We start from the raw sequence: 19,443 nt of genomic DNA on the forward strand, positions 1-19,443 counted from the left end.
TTCCTGAAACTTTATGTTCTTGGGCCAAGCTCAATGAAACTCCTGCACCGTCCGCACCGCGTAACCATCCTTCTGTAACGCTGCGATGCCCTTCGCCGCCGCCTTCGCGCTGCTGATCGTCGTCATGATCGGCGTCTGCGTCAGCACCGCTGTGCCGCGGATCTTCACCTCATCCGCACGCGGCACCTGGCCGGACGGGGTATTGATCACGAGCTGAATCTCCTTGTTCTTCAGGAGGTCCACCGCGTTCGGGCGACCCTCTTGCAGCTTGAAGATGCGTTGTACCTTCAGGCCCGCCGCTTCCAGCACATTGGCCGTGCCGCCGGTGGCCACAAGCTCGAAGCCCAGCTTCACAAAGTCCTGTGCCACTGAGGCCACATCATCCTTGTGCGCATCACCCACGCTCACGAACACCTTGCCCTTCAGCGGCAACGTCGATCCCGCCGCCATCTGGCTCTTCGCATAAGCGATGCCCAGATCGTTATCCAAGCCCATCACTTCGCCCGTGGAACGCATCTCCGGCGAGAGCAAGATGTCTTGGCCGGGGAACTTGTTGAAAGGGAACACCGATTCCTTCACCGCCCAATACTTCGTCCACACTTCCTTCGTGAAGCCCAGCTCCTTCAACGTCTTGCCCGCCATTACCTTCGCGGCCAGCTTCGCCAGCGGATAACCGATCGCCTTTGAGACGAACGGCACCGTGCGTGACGCACGTGGATTGACTTCGAGCACATAAACGATGCCGTCTTTCACGGCATACTGCACGTTCATGAGGCCGACTACCTTCAATTCCTTCGCCATCGCGTGCGTATATTCGCGGATGGTGCTGATCGTCGCCTCGCTCAACGTATGCGGCGGCAGGACCATCGCGGCGTCACCGGAGTGAACCCCGGCGAACTCGATGTGCTCCAGCATACCGCCGACCACGATCGTGCCATCCGCCGGATCCTTGAACTGCCCCACATCCGTGATGCAATCCACGTCCACTTCCGTGGCGTCCTCTAGGAACTTATCCACGAGCACCGGGCGACCGGCTGAAATTTCCAGCGCTGCATTGCGATGGAAGTAATCCCGCAATTCCGCTTCTGAGAAAACGATCTGCATCGCGCGACCACCGAGCACGAAGGACGGACGCAAGAGCACCGGATAACCCAGCTTCGTCGCGACAACTACTGCTTCCTCCACCGTCGTAGCCGTGCCATTCGGCGGCTGCGGGATGTTCAGCTTGTTCAGCATCGCTGCAAAGAGCTTGCGATCTTCTGCGATCTCGATGTTCTGCGGCGAGGTGCCGATGATGTTCACGCCGTTCTGTTGTAGACCCAGCGCCAGATTCAGCGGCGTCTGACCGCCGAACTGCGCGATCGCACCCCAGCAACCTTCGCGCTCATAGATGTGCAAGACATCTTCCAACGTCAGCGGCTCGAAGAACAACTTATCCGACGTATCATAATCCGTGGAGACCGTTTCCGGATTCGAGTTCACCATGATCGTCTCGAAGCCGTCCTCCTTCAAAGCGAACGACGCATGCACGCAGCAATAATCGAACTCGATGCCCTGCCCGATACGATTCGGCCCGCCGCCCAGGATCATCACCTTCTTCTTATCCGTCTTCTTCACCTCATCATCCCCGCGATCGTACGTAGAGTAGAAGTAAGGCGTGTAGGCCTCGAACTCAGCCGCGCATGTATCCACCAGACGATAGCTGGGCACGAGACCCTGTTTCTTGCGTTCCGCACGCACGGCATCCTCGGTTTGGCCGGTCAAATGGGCGATTTGACGGTCGGAAAAACCCAGGGACTTCGCTTTAGCTAACAATTCCGGTTTCATCACGTTGAGTCAGGCGGTTGGTAAACCGCAAAACGGCCAGAAGTAAGCATGAGCCACCCGATACTGGCAAGTCTCCCTTTGGGGAACTTTTCCACAACTACAACCGCCCTGCGCCTTTAAGCCATTAGACCTGAAATCTGAGACTTTCACCCCTTTGCCTGGAAAACCCCTCGGGCCCCGTGTCTACGAGGCTAAATTTGCCCCCCTTTTAAAACTGCAGGCCGCCTCCCATTCAGATGAAAAAGACCATTACTTCTCTGACGGCTTCGATATAGGTTCCGGAAAAATAGCGTGTTCCGGTTTCGTTGCATTTACTTCTGGATTATCCTCCATCGCCACACTTTCAACAAAGTCCATTGAATCCGTGCCAAATTCGTGGCATTTATGGGGCGCATCAGCATTTTTACTATGGATACTTGGTTTCATTCTTTCCGGCCGGTTCTGGCTTTGGCTTGCGCCACCTTGCTCACCTTTGGCTGCACAAGTCCGAAACAGGCGGGGTCTAAGTATTCGGAGAATGCGTTACGAGCAGCAGCGGGTTCACCGGACCCGCTGAAGCCGTTGCGTGAGTCGATGACGTTCGCGACGACTTTCGACAAGGGACTGGATGCGGAGTTCGCGAAGGGGGATGCGAAGCTATATCACGCGGCGAACAGCCGTGCGCGCAATACGAATGCCACGGCGGGTTTGCCGGAGGGTGAGGTGGTGAAGCGGGCGGAAGGGGCAGGACGTTTCGGTGCCGCGCTGGAGTTCACCAAGAAGATCAACCCAGTGGTGTTCTACAAAGGGCAGACGAATATCAATTACACGACAACGAACTGGAACGGCAGCGCTTCCTTCTGGATGCGGCTGGACCCGGACAAGGATCTGCAACCGGGGTATTGCGATCCGATCCAGTATGTGGGGCAGATCTGGACGAACGGGGCGATGTTCGTGGAGTTCAGCAAGGATGAGACACCGCGCCATTTCCGCTTCGCCATCATGGCCAAGCATAACTTGTGGAATCCGAAGAATTTGAAGTGGGAGGAGATGCCCATGGGGGACCGTCCGATGGTGCAGGTGCAGAAGCCGCCGTTCAGCCGCGAGAAGTGGACGCATGTGGTGTTCACGTTTGAGCATGCCAACACGGGTCGCAAGGATGGCATCGGCAAGCTGTATCTGGATGGCGAGTATGTGGGGAGCTTCGCGGGGTTTGAGAATTCATTGTATTGGGATCCGGCACAAAGTGCTTTGAATCTCGGGCTGGCGTATGTGGGTTTTCTGGATGAGATCGTGCTGTTTGACCGTGCGTTGAATGCGGACGAGGTCAAGATGATGCATCATCTGCCAAATGGCGCTGCGGACCTGCTCTACCGGCATTCGATCATCGGCAAGCGCAAGTGGCTGACGAAGGACAATCACCTAAAATGAACCGTTTCTGGCGACAGTGGAACTTCAGCCTGATACTGCTGGTGGCGTATCTGGGCACGTTCCATCTGTGGCTGCGCCTGAATCCTAGTGGTGTGATGGCGTCGGGTTTGCTGATGGCAACGGTCTTGAGCGGGTTGCTGTGGCAGGCTTCGTTACGCGGATATTTCGCGAACAAGATCGATCTGGGCATCCATGCGTCAGTAATCTTGGATATCGCACTGGAGGCGACGATCATCCCGATGCATGAGGGGCTGACGTTTTATGTCTGTGCAGCGGGCTTCGCAGTGATCATCGGGGCGTATCGGGCGTGGTGCTTGCGCTCCCCTGCTCCATTGGCTGGCGCATGAAACGCGAGACGCTCATCTCGTGGGTGGCGTTTTTGCTGACGTTCCTCTGGTTGTTACTGCCGGATACGCGCAATTCGCTGGCGAGCCTTTGGCCGAGCATCTTGGCCATCGGGTTGGCGTTTCTCACCCGGAATATTTACACCTCACTCTTTGCTGGCGCATTGGCCGGTGCGTTGCTGTTACATGGTGGCAATCCTTGCGCGGCGTTTCTGGAACTGTTCTCCAAGCATCTCATCACGTCACTGAAAGACCCGTGGAATCTGAATGTGCTCATCTTCACGTTGATGATGGGCGGGCTGGTGGAATTGTTGCAGCGCAATGGCGGGACGACGGCCTTGGCGGAATGGTTTTTGGGTCGTGCCCACAGCAAACGCAAAGCGGGGATGGGTGCGTATCTGTTGGGTTGGGTGATCTTCATAGACGGTCTGGCGAACTCGATGCTGGTGGGCAAGGCCATGAGGCCGATCACGGACAAGGCTCGCATCTCGCGGGCGAAGCTGGCTTTCATCGTGGATTCGACATCCTCACCCATCGCCGGTCTCGCGGTCATCTCGACCTGGGTGGCGTATGAGCTTTCCGTGATCAAACAGGGTTTTGAGCAAACGCCGAATCTCGCGGCCGAGCAGGTACCTGCGGCGTTCACGCTGTTGGTGCAGAGTTTGCCTTACCGGTTCTATAACTGGTTTCTGCTGTTGCTGGTATTTCTGGTGATCTGGTTGGGACGCGATATTGGGCCGATGGTGAAAGCGGAGCAGGAAGCGGCGGCTAAAGCGACCGAGGCGATGCCTGAGCCGATTGAAGTAAAAGCGGACAAGGTGGGATCGCGGCTGCACTTGGCGCTGGTGCCAATCGTGGTGCTGGTGCTGGGCGTGTTCGCGGGCTTGTTCATCCAAGGTGGTGGATTGGAGCGGGAACTGAGCGTGGACAGCCTTATCGCGGCCTTGGGCGCGGCGGATGCGGCGATCGTGTTTGTGTGGGTCACGGCATTCACTTGCTTGCTCACAATGATTCTTTCGGCGTTGCGGCCCACCGAGGAGATGAAGGAGGGCGTTATCCATGCGTTCTTTGAGGGGATGAAGCAGTTGTTTTTGCCGACGATGATTTTGGTGTTCGCGTGGGTGTTGAACAGCGTGATCAAGGATTTGGGGGCGGCGAAGTTTCTGGCGAGTTTGCTAAGTGACCGGATGCCAGCGGGATTGTTGCCTGCGGTGGTGTTCATAACGGCATCGCTCATCTCGTTCAGCACGGGAACTTCTTGGGGCACTATGGCATTGGTGATGCCGCTGGCGATTCCTTTGGCGGTCACCCTGGGTGGAGCGCCGAATGCCTCCGTGGTGGTGGTAACGATCGGGGCGGTTTTAGCAGGCGCAGTGTTCGGGGATCATTGTTCGCCAATCAGTGATACGACGATCGTGTCCGCCTTTGCGAGTGATTGTGATGCCATGGAGCATGTGCGCACGCAGATGCCGTATGCATTGCTGGCGGCAGGGATAGGGCTGGTAGTTGGGTATCTGCCAACGGGGTTCGGTCTGACGCCGTGGCTGGCTTTAGTGCTGGGCGGGGCCTTGTGCTGGTTCGTGCTGTGGAAGAAGGGGACGGCGACACACTGAGCAAACTTCACGGTTTGCGTTTGGGTGATTTGCTTTTGGCTTTTGGCTGCGGGACGAGCAGACGCAGACGGCGGGTGGTTTCGTCCCGGTCAATGCGGCTGGCGGCGACGTCCAAGACTAAGGTTTCCCATTCGTCACTATCTGGAGCGGGTTCGACCTCATTCAAGCGCAAGAAGACGATGGCTGCAGCCATGGCGGCTCTTTTGTTGCCATCAAGAAAAGGATGGTTCTTGCAGATGTAATAAAGGTAGGCAGCAGCCACTTCTTCCAAGTCAGTGTAAGGAGACTTGCCGCCGAAACTGGCTTGAGGCGTAGCAATGGCTGAAGCCAATAAACCGGGTTCACGAATGCCACCCATGCCACCATGTGCTTCCAGAACGGAGGCATGGATTTCTTTGAGTATCTCAACCGTCAGATGGAAACAATTGTCCGGAAAGGGATTCACGCCAGTTTCTTAAGCGTTTTCTGATAATCCTTCACCGTCTGGCGGATGGTGGCCTTTATTTTCTCGGGCGAAGGCCGGGGATTCAAAGGAGTCAGGATCAGATTCCCATCATGCAAGGTCACATTCACCTGATCGCCGGTCTTGAGGTGGGCCATGTCCATGAGGGTGGCGTCGAAGATGATGCCGTTGGAGTTGCCGATCTTGGTTATGGTTTTGACCATGATGTTAAACTAAGTTTAACAGGAAGAACGCGCAACCGGAAAGTGAACGGTAATTAAAAGCTTGCGGGGCAAGGGGTAGAGGGCTATTTCGAGGGGCAGAATTCAACCACAAAGAGAGTTCCAAATCCTATAAACCCGTTATCGCATCATCGCATGAAGACACGTGTATCCTACTTGGCCGCCCTGATCGCGGGCGTGCTGTTTATCGCCGCTCCGTTTCAAGCCACTGCCCAGGAAAACAAGGAAAAGCCGAAGGCTGAGGGCAAAGAGAAGAAGGAAGGCGAGAAGCCCAAGCGCGAGACGTATCCGTATCAAGGCAAGGTGAAGGCCTCCGACAAGACGGCGATGACGCTCACCTTGGAAGGCAAAGAAAAGGAACGCGTCATCACGGTGACCTCCGAAACCAAGATTACCAAAGAAGGCAAACCCGCCACGTTTGGCGACATCCCGGCCGGCGAGACGGTTCGCGGTCAGGTGAAGAAGACGGCGGATGGCAAGGAAAGCGCCACCTCGGTGTTCATCGGGCCAGCCCCGGAGAAGAAGGGCGGTGAAAAGAAGGGCAAGGGCGACGAGAAGAAGAAGAAGGAGTAAGCCCGCTAACCAAGATTATCCCCGGTAAAGCAGGCCTGCGGGCCTGCTTTTTTGTGTCAGCAGAAGACCGGCTCCCTTTCCGGCTGGGATTTTCTGGGGAATGGCGAAAACCTGGCCATAAGTTTTTGTGCGTCGCTCTGTTCTTGCCGCAGAATGCCAACTGTCAATCTGCTTGCATGGTCCACTTCATCTCTTTCCGCCACTGGACCAGATGCAATAGAATCTTCACCACAGCGCTAATTATTTCAGAGCGGGTCATGGCCGAGTTCTACGTTTGCTCCCTCGGCCCGTTCAACATCCGCCCGATCCACGTATAGCGCACCATGTAATGATAGCTCACCAGTAACACTGCAGTGGTGGAAATGCAGAGGAAGGTGAACTTCACGAGGGCAGGCCCTGGCCAGTCGCGGATCAGCCATTGCGCCACAAACATCAATGGCAGATGCGCCAGATACAGCCAATACGCCGAGTCTGAGATGTAGCGCCAGCGCGGACTCTCACCGTGAAACTTCGCACGGAACAATCCCATGCAAGCAAAAGACATCCCCCACGCATAAACCACCTGCAAGATGTTCGCCCAGGGCCGATACCATTCCGGCGACATCAGCCGATCGCGAAAACCCAACGCGCCCGTAGTCATCTCCAAACCCAATGGAAAGATCACCACCAACAGCACCGGCAAAGTCCATCTCCATCCTTGTCCCACATGATCTGCCGGACCTTCGCGATCATAGTAGAGCGCGCCGAAACCGAAGAACACCGCGTAATATGCCAGCACATGCGGCATCGGGAGCAAGCCTATCGCGGTATCTGGCCCGAACACCGTGGCCATGCCGCTCATAAAAAATTGAGGCAATAAAGTAAGCGGTATCACCCAAAGGTAACGCGCGGGCGAGATCACCGCCCAGGCAGGCAGGCCCTGCCATTGCCAGCGGGCGGCCAGCCACGCATACACCGCGAAAAGTCCGACCAACCAGCAGAGAAACCAGAGAAACCACAAGTGGTGAAAGAAAGGAACCAAGGTCAGCAGGCTGATGATTTCAGCCAGCTTTTTGCGGCCGGAGTCACTGAAACGCTTTTCCCCGCCGTGAGCCACGAAATGCGCCTCCGCCTTTGCCCGTCCGCTCATCACCGTTTCTCTATCCAGCCACACTTGCCACGCAGAGATGGTCACGATCGTTTTGCCCCAATCAGTGAGCAAGATTTCCTGGGCGGTCTGACCATGATGGTTCTTTTGATTCCGGTCGGCACCTTTCTCCAGGAGCAGTTTCACCGCGTCATGACGGCCCAAGAGTGAAGCGATGTGCAAAGAACTGCCACCGTCCCGGTTTTTCAAATTCACATCCGCGCCCTTTTGGATGAGCAGTTTCATCACCTCCAGCCGGTTGTGCATGGTGGCCGCTGACAGCGCGGAGATTCCCCACGTGGGATGCATGACATTTGCATCGGTCCCATTGGACAGATGAATCCCTACTTTCGTCTCCTGGCCTTCGATAACCGCCGCCCAATAATGAGTCTCGAGATTCGCGGTCTGACGTTTGCCGACTGCCGCCACGAATATCAACGCCGCCCACGTCAACGGCACGATGGTGATCAAACCCACCAGACAGGGCTTGCCGATCCGTTGCCAGCGTTGCTTGAGCAGTTCCCGCAACCCGCGCTTGCGCCACAGCATGGCCGTGAAGTAACCGCTGATCAGAAAAAACAGCGGCATGCGAAACCCATGCACCGCCGTGATGAGCAGTCCAAATACCGGATGGCTGCTGTTATCCTCCACGACCCAGATGCCCGGCAGAAACGAAAGCGCAGCGTGCAGCGCAATGCCCAGCAGCATCGCCACCGCGCGCAAGGCATCGAGATCATGCCGCCGGGTGGTGGTCGGTTCAGGCGATGATGTCATGCACCACGTTCCCAAACACATCTGTCAGGCGATAATCCCGTCCGCCATGCCGGTAGGTCAGCGCCTCGTGATTGATGCCCAGCAGGTGCAAGATGGTCGCGTGAAAATCATGCACATGCACCTTGTTCTCCACCACCGTAGAAGCGATCTCATCCGTGGCTCCGTAGCTAATGCCGCCTTTCACACCTCCGCCTGCAAGCCATGAGCTGAAACACGCGCTGTGATGCCCGCGACCTTTGGTGCCATCCACGCCCGGAGTGCGACCAAACTCCGTAGTCCACACCACCAGCGTATCCTCCAGCATTCCCCGCGCCTTCAAGTCCGCCAGCAATCCGGCGATCGGCTGGTCGATATTCTTCGCATGGATCGCATGCTCCGCCATATCACCGTGCTGATCCCAGTTCTTGCTGCTGCTGCCATCCACGATCTCGATGAAGCGCACTCCTTTCTCTGCCAAGCGCCGCGCTGTCAGACATTGCCAGCCGAAACCTTCCGTCTGCCCGCGGTTCAATCCATAGAGCGCCAGTGTAGCATCACTCTCCTTGTCGAAATTGAACACATCCCGCGCATCCGTCTGCATGTGGAACGCCGTCTCAAATGTCCGGATACGCGCGGCCAGATCGCTGTCGTTCGCGCGTGCTGAGAGGTGCCGGTTGTTCAGCACATCCGCCAGTTCCAACTCCATTTCCTGCAAACCATTCTGACGCGTGCGCCGGTCCAGATTTGGAATCGGCTCTTTGCCGCCGATGACACGCACGCCTTGGTGATATGCAGGCAGGAAATCGTTATTAAAAATTTGTGTGCCTGCATAAGGCATCTGCGGAGCCAGCGCCACGAACGAGGGCAAGTTCCCGTTCATCGTGCCCAGCCCATAGCTTACCCAGGAACCGATGCTCGGCCGTGAGAAAAAGAAGGAACCTGTGTGGATGCCCAGAGTGGCGTTATAATGCTCGTTGTCGTCCCCCTTCATGGAGCGGATCACGCAGATGTCATCCATGCACTCGCGCAGATGCGGGAAGAGATCACTGACCATCGTGCCGCATTTGCCGCCCGGTTTGAAATCCCACAACGGCTTGAGCAATACGCGCTGCTGATTCGAGAGGCCGCCGCCCACACCTGTCTTCTTACCGTCCGCCTTGAACAGTTCCGGCTTTGGGTCAAACGTGTCCATCTGCGACACGCCACCATTCGAGAAGATGAAGATCACCCGCTTGGCTGTGGCCGGAAAAGGTGAAGGCTTCGGTGCCAGTGGATCGCCTGCTGCTGATGCCCCGCACAGCTCCGAAATGATCCCAGGCATCAACAGCGAACCGCCCACCAGCGAGTGCAGAAAGGCACGACGGGATTTCACGGGCGTGTTCATGCTCGCAGCATGCCTCGGAAGAATCTGTTTCGGCAAGTTGTTCATGCGATGGGTAGTCCGCTGAGCGCGCGGCTGAGTTCGTCATGCAAAGCGATCACTTTGTCCACTTCCCGGTTCATGACACCTTTGCCCGTTTCGCGCTCAAAACGGCAGGCAGAAAATCCCGTGCTTTTCTGTTCGTAGGCTTCGATCCATTCACGCCTTGGGACCACGGCTTCAGGCCGTGGCGGCCAGCGTCCAGAGCGTGGTTTCATGTGTGAGTCCACGCCGATGCGCCAGGGCTTGGGACTGACCCGCGCGCGGAAGCATTGCTGCCGCTGGCACATCTTCACATACACCGGATCGACCTTGAGTGAGTTGAAGAGCAAGGCCACTTCTGGAGCATTCGGAGCGAAGGTGCGGTGGGCCGCCACAACTCTAAGACCTGCTGGAGTCCGATAAATCCGCAGCCGCCAATTCGGATGCGCCGTGATGAAAGCGTTGATCCGGTCGTTCGCCATCTTCTCGGCTCCACCATTAAGTTTGAGATGCAGCTTGTGCAGGCCATTCGCGAGACAGATGCCGCCAACCACACCGGCCAGCCCCAATGGTATAAACCAGCCGACCGAACCCAGCTTCCATGACCCAAACGCCGCGCCAATCACCAGCACCAGAGTGAAAAAGCAACTGGTGGCTTTGCCGGGCTCGGCTTCGAAATCAATGTCTGCGAACAACACATCCGGTGTGTTAAGGCATCTGGCTCCGTAGCTGTTCCGTGTGATAACAGTTTCACCATGCTCAGCCACGATCTCTTCACAGATCGGCACACCTTCAGCGCCGTTGTAAGGAGATCTTGTCTCCAAGCGAACCAGTTCTTCGCCGCTAAGGATGCGTTGGAGCGCTTCCTTGGCGCGCGTGTCCGCATTTGACTGCGCCTCGGCTTCGCTGCTTTGTGACCAGCCCAGCCGTCGGACAGTGACCTGCCTTCCCTTCTCCTTGTGCTGCACCCGGCCTTCCGCCCAGAACTTGGGGATGATCATAACGTGTTAGTCCAGGTAAACAAATTCGTTGAGCCGAAACAGCACGCGCACATACGCACACCAGGCTTCCTTTTCCACCCCGTCCGTCATGCCATCCTCACGCAACTTGGCTTGGGCGCGCTCGATAAATGCCATGCCACCGGCGATTTCCTCGTTCTGAGGTGGGCGCGCAAAAAGCAATTCATACGCGTGGTTGATGCGTTTCTTAGCATCTGCCGTCTGCGCCATCACCCGTCCCGCCACGCGCTGGGACTGTTCATGAACGAACGCATCATTGAGCAAATACAACGCCTGCAACGGCGTCGTGCTGCTCGTGCGCACCGGTGTGCTGGTGGAAGGATCGGCCCCGTCGAAAATGGACAGATACGGATGCCGCTGGATGCGCTGTGTCATCAGGAACACGCTGCGATGATTGCTCGCGTAATCCGCCTTGAACGGTTTGTGCTGCGTGAAGTCCCACTGGTGCTGTGGCGGAAACGGATGTGCTCCGGCAGCGAATAAGTCCAGGTTGCCGCCCAGATACAGCAGCGCATCACGAATGGATTCCGCATCCAAGCGACGACGTGGGAAACTCGCGAGCAATTCATTCGCCGGATCGCGCTCCAATGCGGCAGGACTTTGCACTGCCGCCTGTTGATACGTGCGTGATGACAAGATCATCCGGTGCATCGCCTTGATGGACCAGCCGTCATCCCGGAACTTCGCCGCCAGAAAATCGAGCAGCTCAGGATGGCTCGCTGGCTTGCCGTTCTTACCGAAATCGTTCGGCGTCGGCACGATGCCGCGCCCGAAATGATTCTGCCATATACGGTTCACCATCACCCGTGCGGTCAATGGATTATCCTTCGCCACGATCCATCCCGCCAGTTGTTCACGTCCGCTGGCTTTGGAGCCTGCGGGCAATTCCTGTCCACCGAGCGCTTGTAAGAAACGGCGCGGCACCATTTCGCCGGGTTTGGCCGGATCACCCTTCTGCTGCACGCGCACATCAGCGATCTTGGTTGCCTCCGCCACGGCATACACCAAGTCCACTGGCAGTGCTTGCTTCAAATAGTCTCCCGCCGCTTTTTCTGCCTGAGCCAGTTGCTCTTTGAGCGTTGCTTTTTTATCCTCCGACGCATCCTTCAACTCGTCCTTGAGGCGTTTTACTTCTTTATCCAGCCGCGCCTGCTCTTGCGCGCGGGCTTTGAATGCAGCCTCGGCTTCCGCGCGCTTCTCCGGGGATACCAGCATCACGAGGTCACGCTGCTTCTTGTCCAGTTCGATGCCCGGCCACGGATAGCGCGTGCTGTTGAAGACCCCATAAAGCGCGTAATAATCCTGCGTGCTGATCGGGTCGAACTTGTGATCATGGCACCGCGCGCAATTGATCGTCAGTCCCAGAAAACTGCGCCCCAGGCTGTCCAACGTATCCTCGATGGTCAGATGTTGCGGATAATCATCTACACGCGAGCCGAACCGTCGTGAGTTCGCGATGTAGCCCGTGGCGATGATGCGTTGGAAACGTTCCTCATCCGTGTTGCCACCGCGCAGATCACCCGCGAGCTGGTCGCGTACAAATTCATCATACGGCAAATCGCGATTGAAGGCATCGATCACCCAGTCGCGATAGCGATGCATCTGCGGGATGGGATAATCCGAATTGTCGCCCGCCGTATCCGCGTAACGCACTACATCCAGCCAATGCCGTCCCCAACGCTCACCATAACGCGGCGACGCCAGCAACCGGTCTACGAGTTTGCTGACGGCACCTTTCGCATTCCGCCGTGATTCCTGCACAAACGCCTCCACTTCCTCCGGCGTGGGCGGCAAACCGTGCAAATCATAAGTCATCCGTCGGATGAGCGCGCGCGGTTCAGCATCGGGCGCAGGGGTCAGCTTGGCCGCTTCCACCTTGGCCAGCACGAACCGGTCGATCTCATTCACGGGCCAGGACGTATTCTTCACCTTCGGCAGTGCAGGAGATTCTAGCGGACGCAAGGACCACCACTCCCGCGCCTTGGCCCAATCAATCGTTTCCTTCGCCTTCACCGCCCCCAGCGTGCTGGTGCTTCGTGGATCAGGCGCACCCATGCGCACCCATTCCTCCAGATCCGCGATGACTTTGGGCGGCAATTTCTTCTTCGGCGGCATCTTCACGTCTTCGCTCGCATGACGCACCGCATGGATCAGCAGGCTGGCCTCCGGATCACCCGGCGTTATGGCCGCCCCCGTATCGCCACCCTTCTGCACCCCGGCGCGCGAATCCAGCACCAGACCGCCCTTAATCTTTTCTGCCCCCGCACTGTGGCACTCGTAACAATGTTCCACCAAAGCGGGCCGTATCCGGCTCTCGAAGAACGCGAGCTGATCCGCGTTCGGTTCATTGATGAATTGCGGCCGCGCGAGTTCCGGCACCGTTCCCTCACCCGCCCACAATTCCACGCCGGACAAATTTGCTGCCCCGTGGCTTGGCCCTTTCGCCACCACCGTCAATTTGCCATTCACGGCCTCGGCCCGCCAAGGTCCCAGTCGCTTCCACATCCCCGCTGTGCCGCTGTGAAAGGCCGACTGTACCACCTTGTCATTCACCAGCAGATCGAACTGTTCGCTGTGATTATCCTCCCACACATAGAGAAAAACTTGGTAAGTGCCCGCTGCCAGATTGCTGAACTCCAGATCCACCTTGTTACCCCACACACTGCTGCGGATCATCTGCGTGCGCGCGGCATCCGTAGGCGGCTTCAGCACCACCTTCTGGTTCTCGAATGTCTTGCCCGTCGCCTTGAAATCCTTCGCCTCTGCGCCCGCTTCCCATTTCTGCCCGTCGATGACAGTGGCCGGTCCGTTCAGGTTGATGCCCCGCGTAAACACCGCCACCGCCGCGTCGAGTTGTACCAAAGAAACCAGCAAGACTCCCAAGCCCAGCAAACGACGGCACGCATAGGGCCAGGACATGTACTGTCGATGCAACAAGGGCATAATTCTACGGGCTGTTCTCAAAGTATTTAGGAGCAGCCCGTCGGTTTCTACCAGTGGAAAAATACCCGCCTTTAGATCATTTCTGATCTTCCAGCGCTTCGACCTGCTTTGAACCTCCTTAACATTCATGCCGACACTCTATCAAGGCCACTAGGACAACCGCTGTCCATGCCTCCTTTTTATGGATGGTTTTTTCCCGGCGCCAATGTTTTGGCCCAGAGCAGGTTATGACGGAACCGTTCTATTTGGATGATTCAGCCTTAAATCAAAAGAAGCCTCCGCCTCCGCGACCAACCAGTCGGAAAAACCGCTCGTCAGGGTAGTTTTCTGTGAGCCTGATGTTTGGAATCTGGAGCTTCCATGGTCGCGGATAGAGATTGAGTATTTTGAAGAAACAAGTAGAGAAGTGAGCATGTCTCCCAAGGTGAAAGTGCTCCTGTCTTTGTGCCTGAATGTCGGGCTGGGGCTGGGGTATTATTTCACAACAAGAACGGAGGTGACGGCAGATTCTCAACCGGTCGCAACCAAAGCTCTGAAAGTGTCTGTGCCCAAAAAGGAAAGGCCCGGGACAGTCACGGTCACGAATGTCATCCAAACGGAGTTCAAATGGTCGCACTTGGAGACGACGGATTACAAAGAATATATCAAACGCCTGCGGCAGGTGGGCTGCCCGGAGCCGACGATCCGGGACATCATACTCGCGGACCTGGACAATGTGTATGAGCCGAAGCTGAACAAGCTGAGGGGGATCAATCCAGTGGCGACGGTGGGGTCGTACTGGCGGGTGTATCGAAAGGATATGTCCACGCCCAAGCCGGGACCGGAGGCGGAGAAAGAGATCAAGGCGTTGCAGGAGGAGCGGGCGGGACTGCTGCTGGAACTCTTGGGGGTGACGGAGAAATCCATCCGGTCGGGCCTGGATTGGTATGATGAGGCGGCGGAAAGCCGGTTCTCGTTCTTAAATGCAGAACAGAGGGAGAAGTTGATAAGCTGGGAGAGAGAGATGGAGGAGAAGCGCAAAACTGCTTCCGAGATGAAACTCAGTGGCGCGGTGGCGACGATGCAGAAAGATAGTTTGCGTGAGTATGCGGACAAGAAACTGGCCGAGTTCCTGTCGCCCGAAGAGATCATGGAGTATCGGTTGCGCACCTCGGAAGAGGCGAGAGTATTACGGATGATAACGCAATTCTCCGAGGTGAACGAAAGCGAGTTCCGTGAACTTTTCAAGGTGGCGGACAAAGAGATGAAGGCCGAACGGGATGTCCCGGTAGTGGAGCGGAATACGCCGGAAAACAGGAAAAAACGAGAGGCGCAGGAAAAAGAAACACAAGAGGCGGCCGCTGCCATATTAGGGGCGCAGCGTTTTGAAGAGCTCAAACAGTATCATGACTATGGCATGCGACAAATGCTGATAGCCGCGCCTTATCAGGGTTTTGACAAAGCATCCGTCTTGCAAGTGAACAACATGAAAGGAGATGCGCTGAAAGCGGTGAAGGCGATCAACAGCAGTGAAACACTTTCCGCCGAGGCCAAAGCACAAGCGTTGCGGGAGATACGGCAGGCGACGGAAAAAGCCATCAGCGGGACCATCGGTGAAAAAGGACTCAGGTACTTTCGGGGACACGGAGGTGAGTGGCTCAACACCATCTCTAGCTCACCAGATGCAGCAACCAGATGAAACTCCTGTTCACAATATCGATGGGGTTGAATCTGCTGTTCGTAGCGGGGATAGCTTACCATAAGCTGGTGAAAGAATGTGTCGCTCCGGTAGTGTCAAGGGAGCACAAGGCGGTTAAAGTTGTCTCCGATAATAAACCTGTCCGCACCGGGCCGGTGTTGGTGGAAGTGGAGGGTGAACCGTTTCACTGGCGGCAGCTTGAGTCAGACGATTATCACCGATATGCAGCCAATTTGCGGGTGATCGGTTGTCCGGAAACGACCGTGCAGGACATTCTCCATAGCGATGTCTATAAGGCATATGCGGCGCGGTTGCGGGAGATGCACAAGAACTATCGGTTGAACCGGGATGGCAGCAGCGCGGACTATTGGAAGCGGGAGGGAGCGAATCACGCGGTGCTGATGGCGAAGGCGCGGGAGGTGATGCGGATCAATTTGGAGAAGCATGAACTGCTTTACTCTTTGCTTGGCGTGGACATCGATCAGGCCAGAAAATTGCGGCATGGTCTGCCGGATATCGAGGGAGCCAGATTTCCCTTTATGAGCGCACATAAAATTACCCTGGCGCAGGAGATCTGGAGCCGTTTCGCAGAGATGGAGTTCGCGCTCTCATGCAAGTACGGGGAATACCATGGACAAGAGCCTTATATCGAGCGGAGCATGTTGCACCGGGAGCGGGAGACGGAATTGTTGAAAGTGATCACAACCACGGAGTTGATGGAATACAAGCTGAGGACATCCGAGAGGGCGAGCAAGGTGCGGTATAATCTGGAAGCCTTCGAGCCGGCCGAACAGGAGTTCAGAGTCATCTACCTGCTGGAAGAAAAATACGAGCGACCCATCGAGGTGATGATGCAGGAAAATGACATAGTGACGACGCAGAAGAATGAGGAGGCGGCGAAGCAAAAAGAAAGGGAGATCCGCATCGCCTTGGGCGGGGCGCGTTATCAGGAATACTTGGTAGCGAGCAGTTTTGATTATCAGGCGGCCTACCGGGCGGTCCAACAAAGCGACCTGCCCTCCCAAACGGCCAGGCAAATCTATGACCTGAAGAATGCGACGATGCAGCAAATGCAACGGGTACAGGATGATACGGGTCTGAGTGTGGAACAACGCCAACAGACTATGAAAGAGATACATGAACTGGCGGGCAAAGCGGTGAAAGATCTGTTGGGTGAGAAAGGATATGGGATCTACCGGAACTCGGGCGGGCAGTGGCTGCGGCGGGTGAACTGAAAACTACGCGGTGCAACTATTTGAAAGTGATGGAAGAGAAACAGGATTTCCTGATGCAGTGAAATCCGGCGCGCTTTCAAGGGAGAGCAAACCTTGATGTTATGATTTTGGCATGAGTTTTAACCCGGCCATTACCCGCTTGTGAAATCAAAAGGAGTGTAGTAGATAATATGGCCATGTCTCCCAAGGTGATATTGCTGGCGTCAATCTGCCTGAACGCAGGGTTGGGTATTGCCTACGTGATGTCTCCCAAAGCCGTCGTCCCTTCACCTTCTGTGATCTCTGAAAATGCTCCCGGCAGAACTCCGGCCAAGAAGACATCTTCTGGCGGGAGCTTGAAGCAAGAGGTGATCACGACGGTGGTGGACCCAGGATTTCATTGGAGCGAGGTGGAGGCGGCCGATTACAAGGATTACATCGCCAAACTGCGCGGGATCAAGTGTCCGGAAGCGACGATCCGGGACATCATCGTGGCGGATATCGACAAGCTCTTCGAGCCGCGCATCGCGGCCTTGCGCGAGCCGCCGACGTATCAACCGGACAAGTTTTGGATTTCGGACATGTATTATGGCAGTTCCTCGCGGAAGCGCGATCCGGTGAAGGCGGAGCAGATGAAGGCGGTGATGGAGGAGCGTGCGGCATTGTTGAAAGATTTGCTCGGCGTGGAGGAGAAGGAGCTGCGGCAGGCCTACAGTTCCTGGGAGGACAACAGCAAGAAAGCGTTCGATTACCTGCCGGAAGAGATACGCGCAAAGCTGAAGGACTTGGACAAGAAGTTCAACGACGAGCGCAACAAGCTCTATTCGGATGCGGGCGGATACATCGACATGGAAACGCAGGATGCGGTGAAGAAAGCCCGCAAGAAGATGCAGGAAGAGATGAAGGCGTTCATGACGCCGGAACAGATCTTCGAGTACGATGTGCGGAGCTCGGAAACGGCGCAGAGCATGAAGTATGAATTGCGCGGCCTGGATGTGAGCGAGGAGGAGTTCCGCCTGTTGTATAATGCCCGGAAGACGCAGGAAGAGTCACGGTTCAGCAGCAGCGGGGAAAGGCCGACCCCGGAGCAGATGAAGGCAGCCCAAGAAAGCCGCAAACAGGCGCAGGAGGCGGTGATGGCAGCGATGGGCGCGGACCGGTACAAGGAGATCGAGATGAACCAGGATTATTACTACCGCCAAATGGTGAGCGCCGCGCCGTTCCTCGGGTTCGATAAAGCGGCGGTGATGCGGGTGAATGATCTCAAATCGGAATCAGAAAAAGCCGCGAACGACATCCGGCGCAACCAGTCTTTGAGCCCGGAGGAGCGGAGCAAAGCATTGCAGGACATCCGCACGGCAGCGGAAGCCGCCGTGGCCAAGGAGATCGGAGAAAAGGGTTACAAGTATTACAAACGTCAGGGCGGTTACTGGATGAACAACATCTCGCCCCGCGTCATCACCCACGCCTCACCATGAAACTTTCCTATATCATCATCGGATCGCTGGGGCTGAATGCCATCCTTGTGGCGGGCGTGGTGCATCAGCGGACCAAGGCAGTTCCGACCGCGACGGAGGAGGTCAGGACGTCGGGAGCAAAGACGGTGGCGGAGAAAAAACTGGAGAAGGCAAAGGAGATCGCGGCGAAGGGGCCGTTGTTCGTGAACGTACCCGGAGAGGCGTTCTCGTGGCTGCGGATCGAGGCGGAGGATTATCACCGGTACGTGGCGAACCTGAGGGCGATCGGCTGCCCCGAGGAGACGATCCAGGACATCATCACGAGTGACGTGAACAAGGTTTACGCGGAGAAGTTCCGGGCCTTGAACCGGCAGTACCGCCGGGGCGTCACTTCAGACTATTGGAAGACGGACGACCAGTACAGCTACAACGCCGAGCATAATCGCAAATACCGCGAGCTGTCGGAGGAGAAGAAGGCCTTGCTGATCGAGCTGCTGGGCGTGGATGTGGAGAAGGCACGGCGCGAGCGGCAAGGATTGCCGGATTACGAAGCCTTGCGGATGGCCTGGTTGCCGGAGGCCAAGCGCAAGCAGGTGGAGGATATCCGCCAGCGTTTCCAAGATCAGGAGCAGGCGCTCTACGTGAAGTACCGTGATTACTATGGTGAAGAACGCAACCTTGAGTTCGCCGAGATCAACAAGCAGCGCCTGGCTGAACTGGCGAAGATACTGACCCCGCAAGAGTTGGAGGATTTCAAGGTGAGGAATTCGCAGACGGCCAGCCAGATGAAACATGATCTGCAGGCGTTCGAGCCGAACGAACAGGAATTCCGCGCGCTGTTCAAAGCTCGCGAGGCTTACGATGAGGCGACCGCCAAATTCCGTTTCAGCGGGCCGGACCCGGATGATCCGCAGCAGCAAAAACTCTATGCCGACGCCAGCAAGGCCCGCGATGAGGAGATCAAAAAGCTGCTCGGTGAAACGCGTTATGCGGAATACACACGCTCCCAAGATTACAATTACCGGGAACTCTACCGCATGGCGGAGCGGAGCGGGTTGCCGAAGGATACGGCGGCCAAGGTGTATGATGTGAAAGAGGCCACCGAGGCACAGGCACGAAAGGTGCGGAGCGACCAGTCGCTGTCCGCTGAGCAACGCCAGCAGGCGTTGACGGAGATCAAGAGCCTGGCCGAGCGGTCCATCCAGGAATCGCTGGGAGAGAAAAATTTCAAGAGCTACCAGTCACGTCATTACGGCTCCTGGATGAGAGGCATCGCCCCCGAGCCGCCGCGAAGCTCTACGACGACGATCATCAGATGATTTCGGGTGGCAGCGACTGGCGGGCAGATCGTTTGGATTTATGACAAGAGTGTGACAATTCGTAAGACGGAGTTGGACGAG

At 56.6% G+C, this 19,443-nt stretch carries 15 protein-coding genes; 8 read left to right on the plus strand and 7 right to left on the minus strand.

Annotation, left to right across the window (positions count from 1 at the left end; genetic code table 11):
* Positions 1-30: 30 nt before the first annotated feature.
* On the minus strand, positions 31-1,827 hold the full coding sequence (gene carB / locus VGH19_13595; GenBank protein HEY1172396.1) for a carbamoyl-phosphate synthase large subunit: 1,797 nt from the start codon (positions 1,825-1,827) through the stop codon (positions 31-33).
* A gap of 408 nt (positions 1,828-2,235) precedes the next feature.
* Here carB and VGH19_13600 point away from each other — a divergent pair, with 408 nt between their 5' ends.
* Genes VGH19_13600 through VGH19_13610 form a run of 3 tightly spaced genes read left to right on the plus strand, consistent with a single transcriptional unit; the run spans position 2,236 to position 5,194 of the window.
* Entirely contained in the window at positions 2,236-3,237 is a 1,002-nt protein-coding gene (locus VGH19_13600) for a LamG-like jellyroll fold domain-containing protein (protein ID HEY1172397.1), read from the plus strand.
* Positions 3,234-3,584, plus strand: a complete 351-nt coding sequence (locus VGH19_13605; protein HEY1172398.1) for a hypothetical protein — start codon at positions 3,234-3,236, stop codon at positions 3,582-3,584. The genes VGH19_13600 and VGH19_13605 overlap by 4 nt, the downstream gene beginning before the upstream one ends.
* Positions 3,581-5,194 carry a Na+/H+ antiporter NhaC family protein gene (locus VGH19_13610; protein HEY1172399.1) on the plus strand — a complete coding sequence of 538 codons (1,614 nt, stop codon included), beginning with the start codon at positions 3,581-3,583 and terminating at the stop codon, positions 5,192-5,194. Before VGH19_13605 ends, VGH19_13610 begins: the two co-directional genes overlap by 4 nt.
* A gap of 7 nt (positions 5,195-5,201) precedes the next feature.
* Here the strand turns inward: VGH19_13610 and VGH19_13615 are convergent, their stop codons facing one another.
* Together VGH19_13615 and VGH19_13620 are read right to left on the minus strand one after the other, a co-directional pair.
* Entirely contained in the window at positions 5,202-5,639 is a 438-nt protein-coding gene (locus VGH19_13615; protein ID HEY1172400.1) for a type II toxin-antitoxin system death-on-curing family toxin, read from the minus strand.
* Positions 5,636-5,860, minus strand: coding sequence for an AbrB family transcriptional regulator (locus tag VGH19_13620; GenBank protein HEY1172401.1), 225 nt, complete (start codon positions 5,858-5,860; stop codon positions 5,636-5,638). Before VGH19_13620 ends, VGH19_13615 begins: the two co-directional genes overlap by 4 nt.
* Before the next feature lie 153 nt (positions 5,861-6,013).
* On the opposite strand from VGH19_13620, the gene VGH19_13625 reads away from it, so the two are divergent.
* Complete coding sequence (locus tag VGH19_13625) at positions 6,014-6,451, plus strand: hypothetical protein (protein HEY1172402.1); 438 nt, start codon at positions 6,014-6,016, stop codon at positions 6,449-6,451.
* Between the two features lie 268 nt (positions 6,452-6,719).
* Here VGH19_13625 and VGH19_13630 read toward each other — a convergent pair whose 3' ends face one another.
* From VGH19_13630 to VGH19_13645, 4 genes are read right to left on the minus strand one after another with little or no spacing between them, the layout of a single operon-like run.
* Positions 6,720-8,351 (minus strand): acyltransferase family protein, encoded by a 1,632-nt coding sequence (locus VGH19_13630; GenBank protein ID HEY1172403.1) that lies wholly within the window; start codon positions 8,349-8,351, stop codon positions 6,720-6,722.
* Positions 8,335-9,759 carry a DUF1501 domain-containing protein gene (locus tag VGH19_13635; GenBank protein ID HEY1172404.1) on the minus strand — a complete coding sequence of 475 codons (1,425 nt, stop codon included), beginning with the start codon at positions 9,757-9,759 and terminating at the stop codon, positions 8,335-8,337. The genes VGH19_13630 and VGH19_13635 overlap by 17 nt, the downstream gene beginning before the upstream one ends.
* A complete protein-coding gene (locus VGH19_13640) occupies positions 9,756-10,733 on the minus strand; it encodes a hypothetical protein (GenBank protein ID HEY1172405.1) in 978 nt (325 codons plus the stop codon). Before VGH19_13640 ends, VGH19_13635 begins: the two co-directional genes overlap by 4 nt.
* A 6-nt stretch (positions 10,734-10,739) precedes the next feature.
* Positions 10,740-13,670 (minus strand): DUF1553 domain-containing protein, encoded by a 2,931-nt coding sequence (locus VGH19_13645; protein HEY1172406.1) that lies wholly within the window; start codon positions 13,668-13,670, stop codon positions 10,740-10,742.
* A 430-nt stretch (positions 13,671-14,100) separates the two neighbouring features.
* Here VGH19_13645 and VGH19_13650 point away from each other — a divergent pair, with 430 nt between their 5' ends.
* From VGH19_13650 to VGH19_13665, 4 genes are all read left to right on the plus strand, one after another.
* On the plus strand, positions 14,101-15,372 hold the full coding sequence (locus tag VGH19_13650) for a hypothetical protein (protein HEY1172407.1): 1,272 nt from the start codon (positions 14,101-14,103) through the stop codon (positions 15,370-15,372).
* Positions 15,369-16,607 carry a hypothetical protein gene (locus VGH19_13655; GenBank protein HEY1172408.1) on the plus strand — a complete coding sequence of 413 codons (1,239 nt, stop codon included), beginning with the start codon at positions 15,369-15,371 and terminating at the stop codon, positions 16,605-16,607. Before VGH19_13650 ends, VGH19_13655 begins: the two co-directional genes overlap by 4 nt.
* A gap of 170 nt (positions 16,608-16,777) precedes the next feature.
* Positions 16,778-18,064 carry a hypothetical protein gene (locus tag VGH19_13660; GenBank protein HEY1172409.1) on the plus strand — a complete coding sequence of 429 codons (1,287 nt, stop codon included), beginning with the start codon at positions 16,778-16,780 and terminating at the stop codon, positions 18,062-18,064.
* Positions 18,061-19,362 carry a hypothetical protein gene (locus VGH19_13665; GenBank protein HEY1172410.1) on the plus strand — a complete coding sequence of 434 codons (1,302 nt, stop codon included), beginning with the start codon at positions 18,061-18,063 and terminating at the stop codon, positions 19,360-19,362. Before VGH19_13660 ends, VGH19_13665 begins: the two co-directional genes overlap by 4 nt.
* Positions 19,363-19,443 lie beyond the last annotated feature (81 nt).

It is taken from the genome of Verrucomicrobiia bacterium (assembly GCA_036405135.1).
Classification (GTDB): domain Bacteria; phylum Verrucomicrobiota; class Verrucomicrobiia; order Limisphaerales; family JAEYXS01; genus JAEYXS01.